This window comes from Bacteroides sp. (genome assembly GCF_030151085.1).
Lineage (GTDB): Bacteria > Bacteroidota > Bacteroidia > Bacteroidales > Bacteroidaceae > Bacteroides.
On the sequence record NZ_JASLER010000056.1, the window covers coordinates 1 to 23,505 of the forward strand.

15 protein-coding genes and 1 pseudogene are annotated in these 23,505 nt (G+C 42.3%); 6 read left to right on the top strand and 10 right to left on the bottom strand.

Translation table 11 applies throughout. The annotated features are described in order from the left end of the window. Together Q1W14_RS10910 and Q1W14_RS10915 are read right to left on the bottom strand one after the other, a co-directional pair. Positions 1 to 295 (bottom strand): annotated as a pseudogene (locus Q1W14_RS10910) (DUF6444 domain-containing protein); the annotation flags it as partial. Positions 296 to 439: 144 nt separating this feature from the next. Next, a complete protein-coding gene (locus Q1W14_RS10915; RefSeq protein ID WP_300701757.1) occupies positions 440 to 1,510 on the bottom strand; it encodes a metallophosphoesterase in 1,071 nt (356 codons plus the stop codon). Positions 1,511 to 1,581: 71 nt separating this feature from the next. On the opposite strand from Q1W14_RS10915, the gene menA reads away from it, so the two are divergent. After that, complete coding sequence (gene menA, locus Q1W14_RS10920; protein WP_300701433.1) at positions 1,582 to 2,484, top strand: 1,4-dihydroxy-2-naphthoate octaprenyltransferase; 903 nt, start codon at positions 1,582 to 1,584, stop codon at positions 2,482 to 2,484. 40 nt (positions 2,485 to 2,524) lie between these two features. On the opposite strand, the gene rfbB is transcribed toward menA, so the two are convergent. From rfbB to Q1W14_RS10935, 3 genes are all read right to left on the bottom strand, one after another. Beyond that, positions 2,525 to 3,667 carry a dTDP-glucose 4,6-dehydratase gene (gene rfbB, locus Q1W14_RS10925; RefSeq protein WP_300701434.1) on the bottom strand — a complete coding sequence of 381 codons (1,143 nt, stop codon included), beginning with the start codon at positions 3,665 to 3,667 and terminating at the stop codon, positions 2,525 to 2,527. A gap of 30 nt (positions 3,668 to 3,697) precedes the next feature. Continuing rightward, entirely contained in the window at positions 3,698 to 4,570 is an 873-nt protein-coding gene (rfbA, locus tag Q1W14_RS10930; RefSeq protein WP_300701435.1) for a glucose-1-phosphate thymidylyltransferase RfbA, read from the bottom strand. Positions 4,571 to 4,686: 116 nt separating this feature from the next. Then, positions 4,687 to 5,178, bottom strand: a complete 492-nt coding sequence (locus Q1W14_RS10935; RefSeq protein ID WP_300701436.1) for a metallophosphoesterase family protein — start codon at positions 5,176 to 5,178, stop codon at positions 4,687 to 4,689. A 60-nt stretch (positions 5,179 to 5,238) separates the two neighbouring features. Between Q1W14_RS10935 and Q1W14_RS10940 the strand changes: the two genes are divergently transcribed. Further along, positions 5,239 to 7,311: an RNA degradosome polyphosphate kinase gene (locus tag Q1W14_RS10940; RefSeq protein ID WP_300701437.1), complete on the top strand. Its 2,073-nt coding sequence runs from the start codon at positions 5,239 to 5,241 to the stop codon at positions 7,309 to 7,311. Between the two features lie 153 nt (positions 7,312 to 7,464). Next, positions 7,465 to 9,708 carry an inorganic phosphate transporter gene (locus tag Q1W14_RS10945; protein WP_300701438.1) on the top strand — a complete coding sequence of 748 codons (2,244 nt, stop codon included), beginning with the start codon at positions 7,465 to 7,467 and terminating at the stop codon, positions 9,706 to 9,708. Between the two features lie 85 nt (positions 9,709 to 9,793). On the opposite strand, the gene Q1W14_RS10950 is transcribed toward Q1W14_RS10945, so the two are convergent. From Q1W14_RS10950 to Q1W14_RS10960, 3 genes are all read right to left on the bottom strand, one after another. Continuing rightward, positions 9,794 to 12,559, bottom strand: a complete 2,766-nt coding sequence (locus Q1W14_RS10950) for a caspase family protein (protein WP_300701439.1) — start codon at positions 12,557 to 12,559, stop codon at positions 9,794 to 9,796. 33 nt (positions 12,560 to 12,592) lie between these two features. Next, positions 12,593 to 14,770: a WD40 repeat domain-containing protein gene (locus Q1W14_RS10955; protein WP_300701440.1), complete on the bottom strand. Its 2,178-nt coding sequence runs from the start codon at positions 14,768 to 14,770 to the stop codon at positions 12,593 to 12,595. Between the two features lie 199 nt (positions 14,771 to 14,969). Further along, on the bottom strand, positions 14,970 to 16,400 hold the full coding sequence (locus Q1W14_RS10960; protein ID WP_300701441.1) for an HD domain-containing protein: 1,431 nt from the start codon (positions 16,398 to 16,400) through the stop codon (positions 14,970 to 14,972). 102 nt (positions 16,401 to 16,502) lie between these two features. Here Q1W14_RS10960 and Q1W14_RS10965 point away from each other — a divergent pair, with 102 nt between their 5' ends. After that, a complete protein-coding gene (locus tag Q1W14_RS10965; protein WP_300701442.1) occupies positions 16,503 to 17,330 on the top strand; it encodes a hypothetical protein in 828 nt (275 codons plus the stop codon). A gap of 182 nt (positions 17,331 to 17,512) precedes the next feature. On the opposite strand, the gene Q1W14_RS10970 is transcribed toward Q1W14_RS10965, so the two are convergent. Next, entirely contained in the window at positions 17,513 to 17,914 is a 402-nt protein-coding gene (locus tag Q1W14_RS10970; RefSeq protein ID WP_300701443.1) for a response regulator, read from the bottom strand. A gap of 478 nt (positions 17,915 to 18,392) precedes the next feature. On the opposite strand from Q1W14_RS10970, the gene Q1W14_RS10975 reads away from it, so the two are divergent. Both Q1W14_RS10975 and Q1W14_RS10980 read left to right on the top strand, forming a co-directional pair. Continuing rightward, complete coding sequence (locus Q1W14_RS10975) at positions 18,393 to 21,497, top strand: TonB-dependent receptor (protein WP_300701444.1); 3,105 nt, start codon at positions 18,393 to 18,395, stop codon at positions 21,495 to 21,497. 27 nt (positions 21,498 to 21,524) lie between these two features. Then, on the top strand, positions 21,525 to 22,976 hold the full coding sequence (locus Q1W14_RS10980; protein ID WP_300701445.1) for a RagB/SusD family nutrient uptake outer membrane protein: 1,452 nt from the start codon (positions 21,525 to 21,527) through the stop codon (positions 22,974 to 22,976). Positions 22,977 to 23,041: 65 nt separating this feature from the next. Here the strand turns inward: Q1W14_RS10980 and Q1W14_RS10985 are convergent, their stop codons facing one another. Continuing rightward, a complete protein-coding gene (locus Q1W14_RS10985; protein ID WP_300701446.1) occupies positions 23,042 to 23,434 on the bottom strand; it encodes a response regulator in 393 nt (130 codons plus the stop codon). Positions 23,435 to 23,505 lie beyond the last annotated feature (71 nt).

A 23,505-nucleotide genomic window follows, 5' to 3' on the forward strand; every position in this document is an offset into this window, starting at 1 on the left:
CTATGGCATCGGGAGCAAGGAAGTCAAGATTGTATCCCTCATGTCCTTGCTGACCACCACGGGAAGAAGAGGACTTACGTAAACTTTTGGTCTTACGGATGAATTCGCTCGATGGAAGTTCTTTGGAAGGAGGAAGATTACTGTTGTGACTATCCTTGCGGGGAGGATTCAGGCGGGAAAGACGGTCGCGAAGCTCTTTATTCTCCGCTTCTAATCTATCAATGACTGAAGACTGCTCCTCGACCTTCTTTAATAAGAAGGAAAGCATGGAGTGGATATCAGTGACGTCTTGCATACGCTATCTTTATACGAAGACAAAATACGAATATACATTCAATTAGCCAAATAAAAACTTACTTATTTGGATAATTCATGAAAAAGAAAATATAACACCTGAATAGTAACTATTACAACAAAATCAGAGGAAAGTTCACAGCAATCAGTCTTTCAACTGATGCAGTACAATCACCACCACTTCGGCAGGAGCAAACAAACGGATGTTCTTATTGGATGTACCTATACCATTTGTAATGATCATAGGCGTATATTTCGAGTTATATTTCAGTCCTCTCAGAAACCGTTGCCCGTAGTGTGAAGGAACGATAGGAGCGTACAGTCCGAATAACGTAACCTGCCCGCCATGAGTATGACCGGCAAGTACCAAGTCGGTATTAGTAATAGGAACATCTTCGGCATAATCGGGAGTATGCGTCAGGAGGATCACAAAATCGTCGGGCGACAAACCAAGTGTTGGCGACTTGCCATTCTTTGCCAAATCAAAAGGATTACGCACTCCTGCTATCAGGATTTCCTCACCACCCCGCTTCAAAGTATCTACTTTATGTTCCAGGAGATGCATGCCGTAGCGGTTCATCTCTTTCACAATATCATCATAACAAGCTTCATAATCATTGTTTCCAAGTACGGCATACGTACCCATCGGTGTTTTAACTTTGGCAAGAGCAGCCATAACAGGCGGCACATACTGGCAGCCTTCGTGGAAATCGCCGCCTATCAACAAAACATCGGCACGTTGGGCTATGAGCAGACGGACAAGATCGTTCAAACCTTTCTCCTTCAGCAAACTTTGATAATGAAGATCGGAAACAAAGGCAATACGGAATCCTTCAAAGGAAGCGGGCACATCGCGATGGGTGAAGTCGTACACCTTTACACGGTCTACACCTTTATAAACCGAAGAAACATCAATTGTACGCGAACTGATCTTCGTTCCACGCTGTACAATCTTTTTAGGAGGTTTTACCGCTATTTTCTGCTCCGGCTTCTTAGCCTGCTGACGTTTTACCGGACGACGATTGATATTACGCAAGTCTGACTGATCGAAAGTGAGAAGAGGAGAAAGGGAGGAAGACAAACCGATGGTATCTGCCAACAAGGTGCTATCTGACTTCATAACCAGCTGCGGTATAGACGAAACGAGGTTTCTCTTCGACTTACATGAAGAAAAGAGCAGCAGGAAAAGAACAGATATGTATAGTAACTTCTTTATCATAAGCAAGTGCAAAGATAGGCATTTTTCAGTATCTTTGCCGTCAGTTATTGATACTTATTAAAACAGATATGAACGAGATTAAGCAAAATTCACTCTATGCATGGTTGCTTGCCGCACGTCCCAAGACATTGACCGGAGCTATTATACCTGTGTTAATAGGTACTTCCCTGACACTTGCCGACAAAGAGTTCAAAGTCGTTCCTGCCTTGCTTTGCTTCCTCTTTGCATGTGGTATGCAGATTGCCGCTAACTTCATAAATGATTTATATGATTATCTGAAAGGAACCGACCGCGAAGATCGTCTTGGTCCCGAACGTGCCTGTGCACAAGGCTGGATTACTCCGGGAGCCATGAAATGGGGTATCGGCATTACAGTACTGTTCTCCTGCGTTATCGGTTGCGGATTGCTTTACGCATGTTGGGGAGACTTGCCTTACGGAGGATGGGAGTTAATTGTATTAGGAGCTACATGCGTTATATTCGCCTTTCTCTACACCACAATACTCTCCTATCAAGGTTGGGGAGATTTATTGGTTCTGATATTCTTCGGTTTCGTTCCTGTATGCGGCACCTATTATGTACAAGCTTACACGCTCACATCGGATGTCATCATCGCTTCGCTTATCAGCGGATTGGTAATTGATACCTTATTGGTAGTGAACAATTACCGTGACCGTGAGCAGGATACCCTCAGCGGAAAACATACATTGATTGTCCGTTTTGGTGAACCTTTCGGAAGATATTTATATCTAGGACTAGGCATTATTGCTACCCTACTCTGCCTTTGGTTTGTAAAGGACTGGAATATAACCACCATTCTACTCCCCTTCTTCTATCTCTTTGCCCATGTGCGCACCTGGCGAAGGATGTGCAAAATACAAAGTGGTAAAAAATTAAACAGCATATTAGGCGAAACTTCGCGCAATATGCTGCTTATGGGATTATTATTGAGTGCGGCTATTATTCTATAGAAGCCGCACACAGAGCTTTTCATTCTTTAATTCTTCATGCTTAATTCTTCACTCCATACATCTTCTCGTAGTACTTCTGATAATCACCGCTGGTTACATCTTCTACCCAGTTTTGATTATTCAGATACCACTCGATAGTCTTGACGATACCTACCTCGAACTTGGTTTCGGGATACCAGCCTAAAGCCTCGGTTATCTTAGCGGGGTCGATGGCATAACGTTGGTCATGTCCCAAACGGTCTTTCACAAAGGTAATCAAGTCTTCGTTTATCCAGTCAATGGCTATTTGCCCGTCAGCACCTTTCATTTGCTTTTTCAGTACTTGGCGATATTGGGGTTGTTCCTCCATCAAACGGCGAATAGTAGCGATAGTCAGCTTTACAATTTCGAGATTAGTCTTTTCATTATGGCCGCCCACATTATACACTTCACCTTCGGTACCTTTGCGAACTACCAAGTCAATGGCTTTGCAATGATCTTCCACGTACAACCAGTCGCGCACGTTGCTTCCGTCACCATAAACAGGAAGATTCTTTCCTTCGAGGATATTCTTGATAATAAGTGGAATCAGTTTCTCGGGAAAATGGAAAGGCCCGTAATTGTTGGAACAACGGGTAAGGGTTACCGGCATCTTGTAGGTATCGTGATAAGCCATTACCACCATATCGGCACTTGTCTTGGAAGCGCTATAAGGGCTATGCGGACAAAGTGGAGTTTGTTCGGTGAAATAGCCTTCGGCTCCCAATGAACCATATACTTCATCGGTGGATACTTGATGATAGCGCACACCTGCACGCCAAGTAGGATAACCATTTTCATCCTTACCCGTAACCCACGCACGACGAGCGGCATCCAGCAGGTTCTGAGTACCAAGAATATTCGTAACCAAGAATAGTTGCGGATTCTCAATACTACGGTCCACATGGCTCTCGGCAGCGAAGTTCACTACATAGTCAAATTTGTATTTAGCGAATAATTCATCGGCAAGCTCACGGTCGCAAATGTCACCTTTCACAAAGAAACAACGTTCATTGTCAATGTCTTTGGCAATCGTTCCTAAATTTCCGGCATATGTCAAAGCATCCAATACCACCACTTTGATATCAGCGTGCTTAGCAAGAATATACTTTATATAATTGGCACCGATAAAACCGGCAGCACCAGTCACAAGATAAGTCTTCATAAGTTATAAGTTAATTGTTTTATATTCGGATTAGCGACGAGAGTCGGCAAGTTCCATCAGATATTTGCCGTACTCGGTTTTGCCGAGTTGTTCGCCGAGATGATAGAGTTGGTCTATGTCGATCCAACCTTTGCGCCAAGCTATTTCTTCGATGCAGCTTACACGGAAACCTTGACGGTTTTGTATGGTAGCTACGAAGTTGCTGGCTTCGAGCAGACTATCACAGTTACCGGTATCAAGCCATGCAAAACCACGACCGAAGATTTCAACTTTCAGCGTATCTTCATCCAGATAGAGACGGTTGAGGTCGGTAATCTCATATTCACCACGAGCAGAAGGCTTCAAGGCAGCAGCTTTGGCAGTTACGGTAGAGTCGTAAAAATAAAGGCCGGGTACCGCATAGTTGCTTTTGGGTTGTATCGGTTTTTCTTCGAGAGAAATGGCTTTTCCATTATCGTCAAACTCTACTACACCGTAGGCACGGGGATCTTTTACATAGTAGCCAAAGATGCAAGCGCCTTTATCTATCGAAGCTGCACGCTTCAACATGGCAGAAAAGCCTTGACCATAGAACATATTGTCACCTAAGATAAGGCAACCCGGTCCGCCTTCCAAGAACTCAGCTCCCAACACAAATGCTTGCGCCAGTCCGTTAGGATTCTCTTGTATTTTATAGGAGAAAGACATTCCAAGTTCTTCACCGGTTCCCAATAATTCGCGGAACATAGGTAAATCACGAGGGGTAGAAATGATTAGTACTTCACGGATTCCCGCCAGCATCAGAGTAGAGAGCGGGTAGTAAATCATGGGTTTGTCATAAACAGGCATTATCTGCTTAGAGATAGCCTTAGACAACGGATAGAGACGAGTGGCGCTGCCACCAGCCAAAATAATTCCTTTCATATTCAGTTCTTTTTTCGTTATACAAATAGAGAATAAAATAAGAAGGAGGACCACGCCCCACGGCTCTCGTTGCTATTCAAAGTGCAAATATCAGAAAAAAAAGAGACTTGACAAAATTATCCGGCTAATTCTATCACTTCAAGATCTTTGAATGCTCCATCTTCAATAACAAAGCGAACCATTGTGCGCACCTGATGGAATCCGGAGATGCCTGCTGCTCCGGGATTGATATGGAGCATATCCAGCGTCTTATCATATTTCACCTTTAATATATGAGAATGTCCGCTGATAAACAATTTGGGTGGATGTACCAGAATGCTGCCTTGAATAGAGGGATCATATTTACCCGGATAACCACCGATATGCTTCATCAATACTTCTGCCCCATCTACTGTGAAGCGCAGAGTCTGCGGATAAAGTTGGCGAATATCTTGTCCGTCAATATTACCATATACCGCACGAAAAGGACGGAATACCGCTAACTTCTGCGCCACTTCCAATGAACCGATATCTCCGGCATGCCAGATTTCATCGCACGATTCAAAATATTGCAGGTACTTCTCGTCCCAATAAGCGTGCGTATCCGATAATAAACCAACTTTTGTCATCTTTCTATTGTTTATATCTGCAAAGGTAACTATATTTGGGAAATCATTAGCCTTAGCAATATGGAAAACAGATATTTCAAACGTGATATCAGTTGGTTGTCGTTCAATTACCGGGTTCTGTTGGAAGCAGAAGACGACACGCTACCACTCTATGAACGAATCAACTTCATTTCTATATATTCATCTAATTTAGAAGAATTCTACAAGATTAGAGTAGCAGACCATAAAGCAGTTGCAACCGGCGCTGCCCAGAGTGATGAAGAGTCTGTACAATCTGCCATCGAATTGGTTGATGCCATCAATAAAGAAGTCAACCGCCAAATGGAAGACCGTATTCGTATCTATGAACAAAAGATATTACCGGCATTGCGGAAACATCATATCATCTTTTATCAAAGCCGCAATGTGGAGCCTTTTCACAAAGAGTTCCTACGTAATTTCTTTAGAGAAGAAATCTTCCCCTATCTGTCTCCTGTGCCTGTTAGTAAAGATAAGGTCATTTCATTTCTGCGTGACAATCGGCTATACCTTGCCGTACGCCTGTATTTAAAGGATGTACCGGCAGATTCTCCTAACCGTATCCAATACTTTGTGATGAAGTTACCTTATAGCAAAGTACCCCGATTTATCACATTGCCTAAGATGGGTAAGAATTATTATCTGATGTTTATCGAAGATATCATCAAGGCCAACATCGATACCATCTTCCCTGGCTATGAGGTGGATAGCAGTTATTGCATCAAGATTTCACGCGACGCGGATATTCTTATAGATGACGCCGCAAATACTTCTGAAATAATTGAGCAGGTGAAGACGAAGGTAAAGAAACGTAAGATCGGTGCAGTCTGCCGCTTTGTATATGACCGTGCCATGCCTCAGGACTTCCTTGATTTTCTGGTAGATGCTTATCGTATAGACCGCCGTGAGTTAGTGCCGGGTGACAAACATCTCAATATGGAAGATTTGCGTCATCTGCCTAACCCTAACCATACAGTACGCCCCATCAAGAAACCTCAGCCCATGAAACTGACGTGTCTGGATGAGCGCGAATCGATCTTCCGCTATGTAGAGAAGAAAGACTTACTACTGCATTATCCTTATCATTCCTTCGATCACTTCATACATTTTCTGTACGAAGCGGTACACGAACCTACGGTACGTGAAATCATGGTAACCCAATATCGAGTAGCTGAAAACTCAACCGTTATCAATACTTTGATAGCTGCTGCCCAAAATGGGAAGAAGGTCACTGTATTCGTTGAACTAAAAGCCCGCTTTGATGAAGAAAACAACCTTGCTACTGCCGAAATGATGAAGGCAGCCGGTATCAATATTATATATAGTATACCGGGGCTGAAAGTTCATGCCAAAGTAGCTCTTATCCTGCGCCGTGACAAAGAAGGACATAAGCTGACCAGTTATGCGTACATCAGTACGGGTAACTTCAATGAAAAAACAGCTACTCTCTATGCAGATTGTGGGCTATTCACCTGCAACCCTGTTATTGTTAATGATTTGCATAATCTATTCCGCACCTTGCAAGGGAAAGAGAATCCGGTGTTCCACCGTTTGTTAGTAGCGCGTTTCAATCTGATACCGGAATTAAACCGCCTTATAGATCATGAGATAGAGCTTGCACAAAAAGGCAAACGTGGTAGAATTATCTTAAAAATGAATGCTTTACAAGATCCTGCTATGATAAACCGCCTCTATGAAGCATCTCAGGCAGGTGTAGAAATAGACTTGATTGTCCGTGGCATTTGTTGCCTTATTCCCGGACAAGCATACAGCAAGAATATCCGTATTACCCGCATAGTAGATACATTCTTAGAACATGCCCGCGTATGGTATTTCGGTAATGATGGTGATCCTAAGATATTTCTCGGTTCACCGGACTGGATGCGCCGTAACCTATACCGTCGTATCGAAGCGGTCACTCCTATATTAGATCCTGATCTAAAAGGAGAACTGACGGATATGCTATCTATCCAGCTATCCGATAAACGGAAAGCTTGTTTCGTAGACGATCATCTGCGTAACCGTTGGAAATCCTCACGACCACAAAAAGAAAAAGTACGTTCACAATATAGTTTTTACGAGTACCTCGTAAAAAAGTTGAGAGTTGAAAGTTGAAAGTTGAAAGTTGGCTGCGCTATTATGCTACATAGTAACTTTCAACTTTCCCCTTTCAACTTTCAACTACATTGTAACACTTCTGTAATATGTATGACACTTCCCTGCAATACGCATTTCGTTCCTTTGCAGTCAGAAATAAAATACATATTTATGGAAACAATCTACTTAGGAATCGTAATCTTCCTGTTCGTACTTGCGGTGTTCGACCTCATGGTAGGAGTCAGTAATGATGCGGTGAACTTTCTTCAATCGGCTGTCGGAGCAAAGGCAGCTTCTTTTAAAACCATCCTGTTCATTGCAGGTATCGGAATCTTTATAGGTGCCGCTCTCAGTAACGGTATGATGGACATTGCACGACACGGCATCTATCAGCCGGAACATTTCTATTTCGCCGAAATTATGTGCATCTTGTTGGCTGTGATGTTGACGGATGTCGTATTACTGGATGTATTTAACACAATGGGTATGCCAACCTCTACCACCGTCTCAATGGTATTCGAGCTGTTGGGTGGTACTTTCGCATTGTCACTCATTAAGGTATATAACAACGACGCATTAGGACTCGGCGACCTTATCAATACAGACAAAGCACTTTCTGTCATTATGGCAATCTTTGTTTCCGTAGCTATCGCATTCTTCTTCGGTATGCTGGTACAATGGCTGGCTCGTATCGTATTCACCTTCAACTATAAAAAGAAGATGAAATACAGTATCGCACTTTTTGGTGGTATCGCCGCTACTTCTATCATCTACTTTATGTTGATAAAAGGCTTGAAGGATAGTTCATTCATGACCGCCGATAACAAGCATTGGATTCAGGACAATACCGGATTACTAATTCTTTGTTTCTTTGTATTCTTCACCATATTGATGCAAATTCTACATTGGCTGAAGATAAATATCTTTAAGGTAGTTGTACTTATGGGTACTTTTGCCCTTGCCCTTGCCTTTGCCGGCAATGACTTGGTGAACTTCATCGGTATACCCCTCGCCGGATATTCTTCTTTCATAGATTACACCACCAACGGAATGTCAGCCGGAGCCGATGGATTCCTGATGAATTCGCTGCTCGGTCCTGCCAAAACACCTTGGTATTTCTTGTTCGGAGCGGGTGCCATCATGGTATACGCCCTCTGTACTTCGAAAAAAGCACACAATGTTATCAAAACTTCTGTTGATCTCTCCCGTCAGGATGAAGGTGAAGAGACTTTCGGAAGTACCCCTATAGCTCGTACTCTCGTACGTATTAGCATGACCATGGCTAACGGAATTTCCAAAGCAACGCCCGAACGTACCAAGCACTGGATCAACCAACGTTTCCAGAAAGATGAAGCTATCATTGCCGATGGTGCAGCCTTCGACTTGGTTCGTGCATCGGTCAACCTGGTTCTAGCAGGTTTGCTCATTGCATTAGGTACCTCTTTAAAACTTCCTCTTTCAACTACATACGTCACTTTCATGGTTGCCATGGGTACCTCACTTGCCGACCGCGCCTGGGGACGTGACTCTGCCGTATTCCGTATAACCGGCGTACTCAGTGTTATCGGTGGCTGGTTTATCACTGCCGGAGCCGCTTTCACCATCTGTTTCTTTGTAGCTATGCTGATTCACTTCGGAGGCACAGTTGCTATCATCGCCTTAATAGGTTTGGCTATATTCATGCTGATACGCAGCCAGGTTATGTACAAGAAGCGTAAAGAAAAAGAGAAAGGTAATGAAACTTTGAAGCAACTGATGCTGAGTAACGATAATGATGAAGTCCTAGAGTTATTGCGCAAGCATACACGTGAAGAACTGACGAAGGTACTGGAATTCACGGAAGAAAACTTCGAGCGTACCATCACTTCCTTCTTGCATGAGAATCTTCGTGGATTACGTCGTGCCATGGGTTCGGTGAAATTCGAAAAGCAACTCATCAAACAGATGAAGCGCACCGGAACACTTGCCATGTGTCGCCTCGACAATAATACAGTTTTGGAGAAAGGTCTTTATTACTATCAGGGTAATGACTTTGCCAGTGAATTGGTATATAGTGTCGGACGCCTTTGTGAACCATGTCTGGAACATATCGATAATAACTTCAAACCACTCGATACCATTCAGAAAGGTGAATTTGCCGATGTAACAGAAGATATCTCGTATCTGCTTCAGGTTTGCCGCCGTAAGTTGGAGAACAACGATTACGAAGGATTAGAAACCGAAATACGAAAAGCCAATGAACTTAACGGACAACTCGCCCACCTGAAACGCGAAGAGTTGCAACGCATACAGACTCAAAATGGTAGCATAAAAGTCAGTATGGTATACCTGACAATGATACAGGAAGCACAAAATGTAGTAACTTACACTACTAACTTGATGAAAGTGAGCCGCAAATTCCAGGCAGAAGAATAAATTAAGTAATATCATCTCAAATAAAAAAGGGCAAGCCGGATAGTTCAATCCGTTCTTGCCCTTCTTTTATTATATACTCTGTAACTTACTTCTTCTGTACAACCGGCGCTTTCAGTTTAATCTCCTCCCACTCCGTCCACACAGGCGAAGCCATATATTGAGGTTCTTGCATCTTGCCGATCAATGCTGTAGCTTTCTTCACCTCAGCATTGGTCTTTTCAAACAATTGCTTCATGGTGAGATCACCCTTGGCGTCTTTAATTGCCTTAATCAGGAAGTAAGTATAGTAACCTTGCTTCTTGTCATGATATACACTGGATGTCTGGTCACCACTACTGGACGAGAAACTCAATGTATGTCCCTGAGGCAAACCGACCTTCGGTACCACACGTACTCCTTTCTGAGCAAGCAGAGGAGCCGCACTCTTATAACCACCACTAAAGCAAGCATCCAGGAATACGTATGCACCTTTAATGGGATAAGTTGCCAGTCGCTTATACAAATCGGCAAGCGAGATTCCTAAACGGATATTCTTACCTGTGATATCTACCGGAAGCAGATAAGGTTCTTTGGTACCCTCATCATTATTACCATGACCGGAATAGTAGAATATCAATTCAGCTTCCGGATCGGTGCTCGCCATATTTACCAACCAATCGAGCTGCTCGTGCATCATACCGGCAGTGGCATTGGGCACTATCTTAATCTGCCCGTCGGGCACACCGAATGTACGTATGCAATATTCACGGAATACCATTGCGTCGTTCACCGCATACGGTACATTTATCTCGGCATTGGCACCCGTCATACTATAATCTTCATTGCCTATCACCAAAGCATAGCGATGGCGATTGACTCCTCCCACCGGAATATCTTCCATCAGCTCACTCTTAAAGCCAATCTGGAAGTCCTTGGCAGCTACCTTACGTGCAGCCAGATTTCCATTAATCTGGATGGAACTGGAGGAAGTTAGATAATCACCTAACTTTACCTTATAGGCTTCACTCAAATAAGTAGAATGACTATCTTCACTGACGTTTACCATCACAGCAATAGAGTCACCATCGAAACGTTTATTCACCAAGAAGCCGTAGTCCAGTGTAGCTACATCGCCCGGAGCAATACTATCTATCGTCATTTCAGGACTATCGGTAGTAAAGACATTGTTCGGCAATTTAAAGTTCAGCTTCACCTTACGTGCAGTCTTTGAACCGAAATTCTGTAAAGCAACCGTCAACTTACCATTCTTCCCCAAAGTAATGGAAGAACCCTCCGAAGCAAAGAACTGATGGTCTGCCACCCGCAGGCGAGGCATAGCGTATTCTTGTGTGTTAACAATCAACTCAGCCGGATCTGCATCAAAACCGTTCGCTTCGAAAGCATAGATATTGATCTTTGCCAAAGCAGTCGGCATTTCCTTTTTCACCAGATAACGGAACGTATATTTCTTGGATGTTCCAGCCGGAATATTTCCACCGTCCAATTCACGAGGGCCGTCAAAGTATTCATCATACCCTTGTTGTTCGGATAGGCGGAGACGAAGATTATAAGCATCTCCTTGTCCCTTGTTCTGAATGGTGAATTGTATAGCAAAGCTTTCGCCTGCATCAATCACCTTATTGGAATTGCCATCTGTAAACTCATCCACTTGAATTACCAACTGTGCAGGTTCTACCGGCACCGGAGCCGATTCTTGCTGCTGAGTTACGTTTTGCGACTTCTTCAAAGCATCGTTATATGCCATCAGGCGGGACGGGAAGGATGTATAAGAGGCACCGTCAGAGATAATCTTCGTCAAAACTTCATATTCGGATTTCATATCCATATACTGATAAACTCCCGCTAATCCTTGCATATACATTTTGGAAGCAGGTTCTTTCTCCAAAATCTTCATGAACAGATCTTTTGCATCCAACAAATAACCGGAAGCACGTTGACGTACCAATGCATACTCAGTATCATTAGCTATCGTGGCACCATTGTTCACAATCTCCGTTGCCACATTAAAGTTAGCACGTGCCACACCAGTCAGCAATTCAAAGTTATTAGGGTACAAGGCATACAGGCGTTTGTAAATATCGAGCGCTTCCGCATTCTTACCTTGGCGTTCAAGGATGCGTGCCTTGATGGGCAACACTTTATCATTATTGGGATCGACCACCAGAATACGATCTATGGCACTCAATAGCTTGGGCATATTATTCGTAGCAATGTGTACGTTTACCAAGTTATAGAGGAAATCGAGGGAAACCGGATATTTAGCAAAAGCCTTCTCCAGTATCTTCTCTTGCTCGGCATAGTTTTTCTGTGCCTGATAAATCATATTCATATACACGTAACAATCCTTTTCCTGCGCATCCGTACCCGTATTCAGGTATTCTTCAAAATACTTCAATGCCTGAGAATACTTCTGCAGATTATAGGCAGACACAGCAGCATAATATACCACAGAGGCATAGCGGCTATCCTTAGGCAGCAGCTCACTACGGAAGATTTTCAACTGCGGCATTTCAATATAGGCAGCAGCAAAATCAAGTGCCTTAGCTGGTTGTTTCTGTTCCGAATAGTACACGGCACCATTCAATAAATAAGGGTACATGGCACGCAAACGGTTCTTGGCGCCACTCAAATACTGACCGTTATCCGATGCTTCTACTACCTTCATGAACTGCGTGTAACTATCCAGCAGGTAAGTATACATGCCATTTACATTCGTTCCTTTGTCACGTTCACTTTCAAAAAGCACATATTGCTGGTTAGCACGATTGGAAGCGGAGGCAGCATCTTGTGCCGCCACCTTTCCAAATACTCCCAACAAAAGAATGGTTGTCAGTATGAAAATTTTCTTCATATCCAGTCTGTTTTTTCAATGATCCGGTAATCGTTATTTTACCGGGAATGCATCCATGATTACAAATTCTACATTAATTTTACGGAACTCACCACCACGTTCTTTAGCTACTTCCACATGATATTCATAATCATTCTTCGTATTAGCCAACGTATTGACACTCTTCGCAATATAATCTTTTACACCTGCGGCACGCATCAAAGCCAATTGCTCGTTGCTGGTAATCCCGGAAGCTTTTGTTACCGTGATATTGTCCAGATTGCCATCTTTATAATAAGGTTCATCGGTAAATTCACCATATTGTCCGTTGTATGCAATAGTTCCACGAATAGGACTGGCGTCAGCCGAACCGGTAATTATCACTTTTACTTGTTTGCCTTCAGACAGATATTTAGAGAAATCACCTTCAAAAGCATTCTTAATGATCTTCATCAAAGACATGGCCGCATTAGAACGTTCTATGTTATAGCCACCTGATGGAAAGTCTTCCTTAGCCGAAAATTCCTTGTTTATAACTTCGTATTGATAGCCTACCTTATAGTTCAGAATTTTATTACCATTAGCATCTACTCCCGGAACGACTTCAGTTTTCACATCAATCTGGGTATTCTCGGTAATCAGCTTATCTTGCTTCTTCTCTTCGATAACCGCTTCTTTGATTTCTTTCAACTGAACTTCTTCACGACTAGCTTGCTGCATTACTTCCAATGGCACAAAGTTGGCATCATTTTCCAATGCAGTCAGTTTGGTACGTCCGATGTTATCGTAGATATATACCTTATTAGTAGTTTCATTACGAACCTCCACGTAAGCCAATTCAAATTCGTCTTTGTCATTCAATACGTAAACAGCATTAGCGAATTTCAAATTCTTGCCATCCTTGAAATCTCCAACTTCACCAGCAGGCACTTCCAAAGCAATACTACCCAATTTGTCAAAGCCGATATTCAACATATTCTTAGAAGTATCGTAATCACCAACAAACGGATTGTCAATAGAAACACGATCACCAGCCAATGCTGTAGCTACTTCCTGAGCAAATAATTGTTGCTGCTTCGAACGAGTTTCGTCGTTTACACGAATCGCATAGTCTTCCATCGATTCACCCTGCATCATCTTTACCCATTCGTTCATCTTAGCATCTACTTCCTTGCTCATCATTTTACCAAAGAAAGGGTTCAAACCATTTGCATCCCAAAACACCAGCCCTTTTGCACGATTAGAAAGCATAAAGACATCGCCATTCTGCTTGTTCATGAAAAAGCGGTTACCTGTTACACTGCCTGTCGATTCATCCAATGTTTGTTCTACCACACTATTTTTTAAGTTCATAACGACAATAGCATTGCCATCTTTCACTACACTTACATATTTGCCTTCCGGATGGAAAGAGGGGGCAGATAAATTATTTCCAATCTTGTCGAAAATATCTATTTTTTCCCAGTTCTTTGTATCAAGAATCGTAAGCCGATCATCATCGGTCACCACAGCTAGTAAGGATGCATCGGCAGAGAAATCCATACCGGTCACATTACCAGTCATAGGAATAGCTTTACGCAACTCCTTAGTCTGGAAATTCCAGATATCGATATTCTTTCCCGTTCCGGCAGCTATAAAATAGTTGTTCGGACTCATAGCTAACTTCGTAGCCGGAGACTTTCCTTGAATGTATGCTTGCGGCATATATTCCTTAGTATCATAAATAATGATTTCTCCTAGAGAATTGGATACAATAAAATTACGTGCATCGGCAGCATAGCACATGGCAAGGGAAACAAGATCTCCCTTTGAGGCATCTTTCATCAGTTCAGCTCCAGATTCACCCGGCAATACAAAACTCAAATTTTTTCTTGCTTTCAATCCTTTACGTTTCTCCTTCAGCTCAAACATTTTCTTGTTACGGTCGCGGAAAGAATAGATACAAATTTCTTTCTTTCCCCGCAACAAAGCCAGTGAACTGCCTGTAGGATTAAACACAATTTGGTCGATATCACGCAAATCTGCGACAGGGATATCACGCAAAGTAAACAAAGAGCCATTTGACAGAAATGCTGTACAAAACGTAGTGTTATCAAAAGCTGTAATACGCTTTTCAGAAGGGAAACTTCTTTTTACTTCTATCTGCGCCATTGCCTGACTACAGAAAAAAGCCGCTGCAAAGAACAAAGCGGTGCCCTTAACCGGACCGGTCCACAATCTCATCTCATTCATAACCAGTAATGTTTATATTTGTACATGTTATTAAGTATTTGCAAATATAAACATTTATTTTCTACCTCATCAGCAACTATTTCCTATTTTTTTATCAGAAATAGCATTTCTTGCACTAAGGAGATAAAATCAAAGATCAAGACGTTCAAAAAGATAGATAAGAAGTAAAAAGGGCGTTCACGGTTTTCAGTGACAAATATTATATCACTTCCAGTCCCATTTTTTCAGCTCGTTGTAACATAAAGGTACGTGCTGCCTCGTATTCATTAGGGATTATGCCGTCCAAAATAGCGTCTTTTATAGCACTCTTCAATGCACCAACCTGTTGGCACGGACTCAAACCAAATGTTTTCATAATTTCTTCTCCGCTTACAGGAGGTTGGAAGTTACGTACACGGTCGCGTTCCTCCAAGTCTTTCAACTTCTGACGCACTAGTTGGAAGTTATTCAGAAAACGTTTTTTACGTTCCATATTCTTGGAAGTGATATCAGCCTCGCACAAAGTCATAAGGTCGTCTATGTCATCACCGGCCTCGAAAAGCAAACGACGAACTGCTGAGTCAGTCACTACATCATCGGCAATCACAATAGGACGCATGTGCAGACTCACCATCTTTTGCACATACTTCATCTTCTCATTCATAGGCAGCTTCATCCTGCGGAAAATATCCGGTATCATCTTCTCACCGATAAAGTTATGATTATGGAAGGTCCATCCGGCACGAGGTTCCCAACGCTTTGTCACCGGTTTGGCAATGTCATGCAGAAGTGCCGACCAACGTAACCAAACGTTGTCAGTCATTTTGCTGATATTATCAAGTACTTGAAGCGTATGATAAAAATTATCCTTATGTGCCCGCCCGTTACGTGTTTCCACTCCCTGCAAAGCTATCAATTCGGGAAAAATAAGCTCCAGCAAACCACTACGATCCAAATCTATAAATCCTTTGGAAGGAACTGGTGATAGAAGAATCTTATTCAATTCATCTGCTATGCGTTCCTTAGATATTATGGAGATACGTTCACGATTGCGACACAAAGACTCAAAAGTGGTATCATCTATATAAAAGTTCAATTGGGTAGCAAAACGTATACAACGCATCATGCGTAGCGGATCGTCACTAAAAGTGATATCCGGATCAAGTGGAGTACGAATCGTCTTTTCTTTCATATCTTCCATCCCACCAAACGGATCGACCAGTTCGCCATAACGGGATTGATTCAGACAAACTGCCAAAGCATTAATGGTAAAGTCACGACGATTCTGATCGTCTTCCAAAGTTCCATCTTCCACAATTGGTTTGCGGGAATCGTGCGTATATGATTCTTTTCGGGCACCTACAAATTCCACTTCCGTACCGCGATACTTCAATTGTGCTGTACCGAAATTCTTAAAAACAGAAACATGTGCACCACGTCCCAAACGTTTACCCAATGCTTCAGCCATTGCAATACCGCTGCCCACCACTACTACATCAATATCCTTGGAAGGGCGCTGAAGGAAAATATCGCGTACATAGCCTCCGACCACATAACATTCTAATCCTAAATCATCCGCCGTTTCAGATATTCGTTTGAATATGTCATCACTAAATCGTTCTTTCAGTTCTTCTACCGTCAACTCTATCATTTGTCAATAAATCATTTTGAGCGTGCAAAGATACAGATATTATTTTTTATTTTACTCTCGGTTTATACTATCTTTGTCCACACTAACAATAGAACAATAAATATGAAGAAGCTGATAATCTTTGCATGCATAAGTTGCATGCTCTTTTCTTGCGAAGACGTAGAGAAGAAAGCTGGGGAGAAGCTCCAGGCCGCCCGTATTGCTTTTGAACAGGGTAATTACAATGAAGCAAAGATACTGATAGACAGTATCAAAATACTATATCCCAAGGCATTCGAAACCCGTCGTGCAGGAATTGGCTTGATGCAGGAAGTGGAGTTACAGGAACAGGAAAAAAGCTTGGTTTACCTTGACAGTATGCTTCAAACCAAGCAGAAGGAGTTCGATGCCATCAAAAACAAGTTCACTTTCGAAAAAGATGCTGAGTATCAAAAAATAGGCAATTATCTACATCCTTCTCAAGTAATAGAAAAGAACCTGCATCGCTCTTTCCTTCGTTTTCAGGTAAATGAAAAAGGTGAAATGAGTATGACTTCCATTTATTGCGGTCCCCGTAACATCCATCATATAGCCGTTAAAGTAATTGCTCCCGATGGCAGTTTTGCAGAAACTCCCGCATCTAAAGACAGCTATGAAACCACCGACCTTGGCGAGAAAATAGAAAAAGCCGATTTTAAATTAGGGGAAGATGGTAATGTAATGGCATTCATCAATCTGAATAAGGATAAAAATATTAAAGTAAACTATCTTGGCGAACATCCCTATTCTACGACCATGACACCAGCTGACCGCCAAGCATTGGCAAGCGTCTACGAACTGGCACAATTACTTTCATCAATAACAGAAATTAATAAGAATATAGAAGAAGCCAATTTAAAGATTGAATTCGTAAAGAAGAAAATGGGATCAGCCGACACATCTGGTTCATAACGGTTATTAAATGCACACTCTTTGCCATCGAAGTGGCAAACCTTTGCCAACTGGATGGCAAGACTTTGCCAATGCGATGGCAAAAACCCAAGATTACTTAGTAGAAAGATCAAAGAGATAAATGTAGGGCAGCCTCATGAGAGACTGCCCTACATTTTTTTTATTTATTGATGTTTTGTTTGTTACCAAACTAAATTTGGCAAATAACGACTTAAACAAGTACGCAAAGCAGTCAACGTAATAGGTTTCACTAACACTTCACTAGCTCCACACTCCATAGCTTTTTCGCGATCAGCAGTAAAAGCATAAGCGGTCTGCATTATAATAGGCAGTTTTTTTTCTTCTTTTCGAATTAGTACTGTAGCATCAAGTCCATTCATTATAGGCATCTTTATATCCATCAGGATAGCTTCCGCCTTTCCACGGTTTTCCTTGAACAAAGTGACTATTTCTTCACCATTCTTAGCCCACAATATCTCGCATTTCTTACCAATGATAGCTTTTATCAACTTAAAATTACTTTCATCATCTTCCGCTACAAGAATAAGCGGACGGTAATCCTCTGACATTTTTTCAGTTTCCATGACCAATGCTTTTTGTTATACGAGGCAAAGATATGAAATAAAATTGATAATTGAAGCAGAAGATGATAATATAGTTAAAAACTATATGTAAAAAAAAAGCCATAATGTATCATAACCGGTAGAATGTCCAGCTTCCTAAGATAGACCGCCTAGTGCCAGTTAGTTAGCAATGGGGCAACTTCTCACGAAGGTGCCCCATTATGTTTCTTCATTTAAAAGAATAAAGAAACCATTTATGTAAAGTCAACTTTAGAGTTAATTATTGTATGCGCCATTAACAATCCACTTATCGAAAGGTTTACATAATGACACGAATTATCGATGATGATTTCATTTTTAACTAAATGTCGCTTATTACAGTGACAAAATTACATTTAACCTATAAATCCCTTTCACAAACGAAAACATTTTCACAACACGTCTGTTATAATAGATCAAATTTATATGCAATTAGTTTAATTTTAAGAGAGACCTGATTATGAAAAGAAAATTAATGTTATTCCTGACTTGGCTCTACGTGAGCATCGGTCTTGTAACAGCTCAAACGGCCTCGGTGACGGGAGTGGTGACTTCCGCCGAAGACGGTGAGCCTGTAGTAGGAGCATCGGTATTAGTTGAAGGTACTTCACAAGGTACAATTACCGATATAGATGGTAAGTTTACAATCCAGCACTTACCTTCCACAGCAAAAACCCTGCAAATTTCCTATATTGGTATGCAGAGTATTAAAATGGCAATTAAGCCCGGTACGATGCATATATCATTGCAGCCAGACTCAGAACTTTTAGATGAAGTTGTGATTACGGGCTACGGAGTTACCAAGAAAGCTGCTTTTACAGGTGCTGCCACTACCATCAGCAGCAGCCAGATAGATACAAAAAACGACGCTAACCCTATCAAATCGCTGGAAGGTGCTGTGCCGGGTTTACAAATGAACATCAGTTCGGGACAACCCGGAGCACCCGCAAACATCTTTGTACGTGGACGTAACTCATTAAATTCGGGTACACAACCGCTCTACGTTGTAGATGGTGTACCCTACTTTGCCGATGCCATAGGTATACGCTCTGACGAAGGACAGGAAGTGTCTCCCCTCGCCTCACTCAATGCCAATGATATCGAAAGCATAACGGTATTAAAAGACGCTACAGCTACCTCTATCTACGGTGCTCGTGCTGCCAATGGAGTTATCGTAATCACAACCAAGAAAGGTAAAAGTGGCAAACCTCAAATTAATTTCACTGCAAAATTAGGCTTCGAGACTATGCCGGCATTTCCAAAAAGCTATAAATTATTGGATGCATCAAAGAACATAGAACTTGCCACAGAGGCATTATTGAATGCATATGATGATTATGGAGATGGTTCTACATTCGGTTATTACAATGAAGCCAATGGACTGGGACTTCCCTATACCTTGGAAGGTGCTAAAGATTTTTACGACTGGTATACCGGTGGGTGGATCACCAATGCCGAGAAATACGGTTATGATACCAATTGGTTGAAAGAAGTAACCCGTACGGGACTCATGCAAGAATATGGTTTCGATATCAGCGCCGGCGGTGCAACCGAAAATTCACCTAAGTACTATTTGTCACTGAACTATATGAGTGAAGATGCTATCGTTATAGGTAAAGACTTGGATCGCTATACGTTCCGCTTTAATTTGGAACATGCACCTACTAGTTTTGTAAAGTATGGATTCAATACTAATCTTGCTTATATCAAAACGAATATGGGTGCCGGCGGTGGTTACTTTTCCGATCCCGTGACTATGGCATACATGATGAACCCTTTGACACCCGTTCGTGACCAAAATGGTGATTGGAACTGGGATACCAGCTATGCCGGTTACAACCCGGTAGCGCAACGCAGTAAAAATGGTGACAAGAGTACCGCCAAACAATATCGTGGTTCATTATCCCCATTCGTTCAACTGAACTTTACCAAGAAACTTTTCTGGTTAACACGTGCCAGCATAGATTTCCTGATGGTAGATGAATTCGGTTACTGGTCATTCCTTCAACCACAAGGAAAGGAAATGCGTGGTATGGGTGAAGATAGCTATACTACCAATCTCCAGCTAAGTATCACCAATACGTTGAATTATATCAATACATTCAATGACAAGCATAATGTGAACTTCCTTATCGGGCAGGAAGGACAGAAGACTCATAAGAAAGAAGCCTACCTAGCAGCCTCCAACTACCCGGTAGACTACTTGAACGAAGTAAGCAACGCAGCTGTGCCGGGAAGTGCCTCAACTTCCAAATATGACTTGGTATTAGCTTCTTTCTTTGCCAATGCGCAATACGATTATGAAAGCAAATACTATGCTTCGGCAAGTTTCCGCTACGACGGTTCTTCACGTTTCGGAAGCAATCATCGTTGGGCTCCCTTCTGGTCGGTAGGTGCCAAGTATCGTCTTTCAGCAGAAAAATTTATGGAAGGTACACACGGTTGGCTCACTAATCTTACGGTTCGGGCCAGTTATGGTACTTCAGGTAATCAGGAAGTAGGCAACTCATGGTATGCTTCACGCAACATGTTTGGTTTCGGTCATAATTATAACAACCTGCCGGGCAGTGCACATGAACAGTTCGGTAATCCCGACTTGAAATGGGAGCAGACTGATAAATTCAATGTAGGCCTTGATATCCGTTTATTCGACCGTATCGGTATCGAAGTAGACTATTACAATCATCAGACACGAGACATGGTATTTGCCGTGCCCATATCAATGACAACCGGTTTGACTTCGTATTACAAGAATATCGGTCAACTCTCTAATCAAGGTTTCGAAGCAGCCATCACAGCTCAGGTAATACAAAGCCAGGATTGGCAATGGGACGTAACTCTTACCGGTTCATATAATAAGAATAAGGTGGTGAAGCTGAGTACCGATAATCCCATCGAAGGTAGTATTCAGACTACCGAAGTAGGATACCCTATCTACCAGTATTACATGAAAGAATACGCAGGCGTTGATCCTCAAACTGGCGAAGCAATGTGGTATTTGAATGCTACCGGAGATGAAACCACGAAAAGTTATGGAAGTGCGGCCAAGCGTTACTTGGGCAGTCCTAACCCGGACTTCGCCGGTTCGTTAAGCACCACATTGAAATGGAAAGGAATTGATTTAGCTATTCAATTGAACTATTCACTGGGGGCTAAAATATATGGAAGCAACTTGCGTTATGACGAACAAGTCGGCGGCTCTTTCTATCAGAACTTCACGCAATACGTCTACGACAACCGTTGGCAGAAACCGGGAGACATCACCGATGTTCCTCGCCTTACTACCGATGGCGGTTATGAGAATAGTGCGTCCTCCCGCTTCCTCATGGACGGCGATTACCTGAAAATACGTTCCTTGAGCTTAGGCTATACATTGCCCCAATCATTGCTGGGCAAGAGTTTCATCCGCAATTGTCGCATATTCGCCAATGCAGAAAACGTGTACACATTCTGTGCCAGCAACTATCGTGGTTTTGATCCATCTGGCATCGGCGCTAACGGTGTACAATGGTGGAACTACCCGCTCCCTATGAGTGTTATGTTCGGTGTAACTTTAGGATTCTAAACATTTACAGATTAAACATTGAAGAATATGAAAAAGATATATAAACTATTCCTGCTCTCGGTTTTAACGCTCGGCTTAGCCTCTTGCGACTTTGATACCGAGAACTACCAACAGATACCGACAGATGAAGCCTACAAATCGGTTCAGGATGTTGAAAATGGTTTGAACGGTGCCTACTATGCAGCCGGAACCTACCGTTTCCTAGGTAATTACGCAATAGCATACGGTGACTTTTCCGCCGGAGTGAGCGTAGGCAACCGAAGTACAGGACACTTTTACAACCAAAGTGCTTGGATCGTTTCGGATACTGACGCCGAATTAGATGACGCTTGGAATTATGGTTTCAAGGTGATAGACCGTTGTACGCGTACCATTCAAGGAGCCAAAGAAGTTTTGGCAAATACAGCTTTACATCTCACAGAAGAAGATGTGGCGAAAATAAAATCTTATATGGCACAATGCCATGCTTTAAAAGCCTTGGCTAATTATTATCTGGTAAACCTCTTTGCTTATCCGTATCAGGAAGGAGTGGACAACCTCGGTTTACCATTGGTAAAAGATACACCTATCAAAGAATTTGAGAAGATAGACCGTTCTACAGTAGGACAGACATACGAATTGATTCTTTCTGATGTGACCAATGCTGAAACCATCTTGAATGAAGCATTAGCAGATGGTAACATCAGTGCACCCAATGCCTTCTATATGGGTGCCATGGGTATACAGGCATTAAAAGCACGTGTAGCAATGTCTATGGGTGATTATGCCACAGCAGAAGCTGCTGCCAAGCAAGCCATCGCCCTCAAAGGCAAGGGAAACGGAACAGGTTCCGACAAAGTTCCTTCCAACGAAATCTATCTTTCCATGTGGTCCTCTCTCGCCATCAATGACGAAGATATGTTCACTATTGCCAAGACAGAAGCCGATAATCTTTCAGCCAATTCGCTGAATACATTATATGGTTCGTACCGTGCAACCATTGCCAACTCAACTACTGCTTTATATAATGCCGAAGACATACGTCTCGGACTAATAGTACCTCAGAACGGTGGCGGAATGACAACCAGCAAATATATAGGTCTGCCTACTTCAGCTGCAACAAGCAATATTCCGGTTTTCCGCAAGTCAGAGATGAGTCTCATCATCGCCGAAGTGGAGGCACGAAACAATAATATTCCTGAAGCACAGAACTATCTGTACTATACCGCTAAACGTGACCTTAGCATCACATCATCCGATCAACTTCCGGCAACACGTGACGAGATACTGGCATTCATAGCCAAAGAACGCATTCGTGAATTTGCAGGTGAAGGACACCGATTTTATGACGCACGCCGCATGGGGTTAACTATCCAGATGACAGGGTTCAAGCCCTTCGACATAGCCAAGTTCGTGTTCCCCATCCCAGCTGATGAAATAAACGCTGGTTTCTGTACGCAACAAAATAGTAATTGGGAGAAAGGATTACCGGTGAAATAAACGGTAGCTATAAAGCAAAAAGGATGTCTCGAGGACATCCTTTTTTATATATTAACTTCTAATATCTACCAAACTAACTGAGGCAGGAAACGGCTCAAGCCACCACGTAACGTTGCCAGTGTAATCGGCTTTACCAACACTTCACTTGCACCGCATTTCATTGCATTCTCCCTATCTGATGAAAAAGCATAAGCAGTCTGCATTATAATAGGAAGAGTACATCCCTCTTCACGAATTATTTTGGTAGCATCCAAGCCATTCATGATAGGCATCTTTATATCCATCAACATAGCCGCTACGTGATCTTTATTTTCCCGATAGTTATTCACCATCTCTTCTCCATTCTTCGCCCAGATGATATCACACTTCCTGCCAATAATGGCTTTTATCAGTTTAAAATTACTTTCGTCATCTTCCGCTACCAATATGAGTGGACGATATTCTTCTGCTATACTCATTCTTTCCATGATTTATTACTTCTGTGTTTAGATGGCACCAAAGATATAAAAAATAATATAAATGCATTATC

What these genes read in the sequence shown, in the direction of transcription:
- Q1W14_RS10955 (WP_300701440.1), bottom strand. Translation starts at nt 14,770, where the DNA reads ATGAATGAGATGAGATTGTGGACCGGTCCGGTTAAGGGCACCGCTTTG.
- menA (WP_300701433.1), top strand. Translation starts at nt 1,582, where the DNA reads ATGAACGAGATTAAGCAAAATTCACTCTATGCATGGTTGCTTGCCGCA.
- Q1W14_RS10980 (WP_300701445.1), top strand. Translation starts at nt 21,525, where the DNA reads ATGAAAAAGATATATAAACTATTCCTGCTCTCGGTTTTAACGCTCGGC.
- Q1W14_RS10945 (WP_300701438.1), top strand. Translation starts at nt 7,465, where the DNA reads ATGGAAACAATCTACTTAGGAATCGTAATCTTCCTGTTCGTACTTGCG.
- Q1W14_RS10950 (WP_300701439.1), bottom strand. Translation starts at nt 12,559, where the DNA reads ATGAAGAAAATTTTCATACTGACAACCATTCTTTTGTTGGGAGTATTT.
- Q1W14_RS10970 (WP_300701443.1), bottom strand. Translation starts at nt 17,914, where the DNA reads ATGGAAACTGAAAAAATGTCAGAGGATTACCGTCCGCTTATTCTTGTA.
- Q1W14_RS10935 (WP_300701436.1), bottom strand. Translation starts at nt 5,178, where the DNA reads ATGACAAAAGTTGGTTTATTATCGGATACGCACGCTTATTGGGACGAG.
- Q1W14_RS10965 (WP_300701442.1), top strand. Translation starts at nt 16,503, where the DNA reads ATGAAGAAGCTGATAATCTTTGCATGCATAAGTTGCATGCTCTTTTCT.
- Q1W14_RS10985 (WP_300701446.1), bottom strand. Translation starts at nt 23,434, where the DNA reads ATGAGTATAGCAGAAGAATATCGTCCACTCATATTGGTAGCGGAAGAT.
- Q1W14_RS10960 (WP_300701441.1), bottom strand. Translation starts at nt 16,400, where the DNA reads ATGATAGAGTTGACGGTAGAAGAACTGAAAGAACGATTTAGTGATGAC.
- Q1W14_RS10975 (WP_300701444.1), top strand. Translation starts at nt 18,393, where the DNA reads ATGAAAAGAAAATTAATGTTATTCCTGACTTGGCTCTACGTGAGCATC.
- rfbA (WP_300701435.1), bottom strand. Translation starts at nt 4,570, where the DNA reads ATGAAAGGAATTATTTTGGCTGGTGGCAGCGCCACTCGTCTCTATCCG.
- Q1W14_RS10940 (WP_300701437.1), top strand. Translation starts at nt 5,239, where the DNA reads ATGGAAAACAGATATTTCAAACGTGATATCAGTTGGTTGTCGTTCAAT.
- rfbB (WP_300701434.1), bottom strand. Translation starts at nt 3,667, where the DNA reads ATGAAGACTTATCTTGTGACTGGTGCTGCCGGTTTTATCGGTGCCAAT.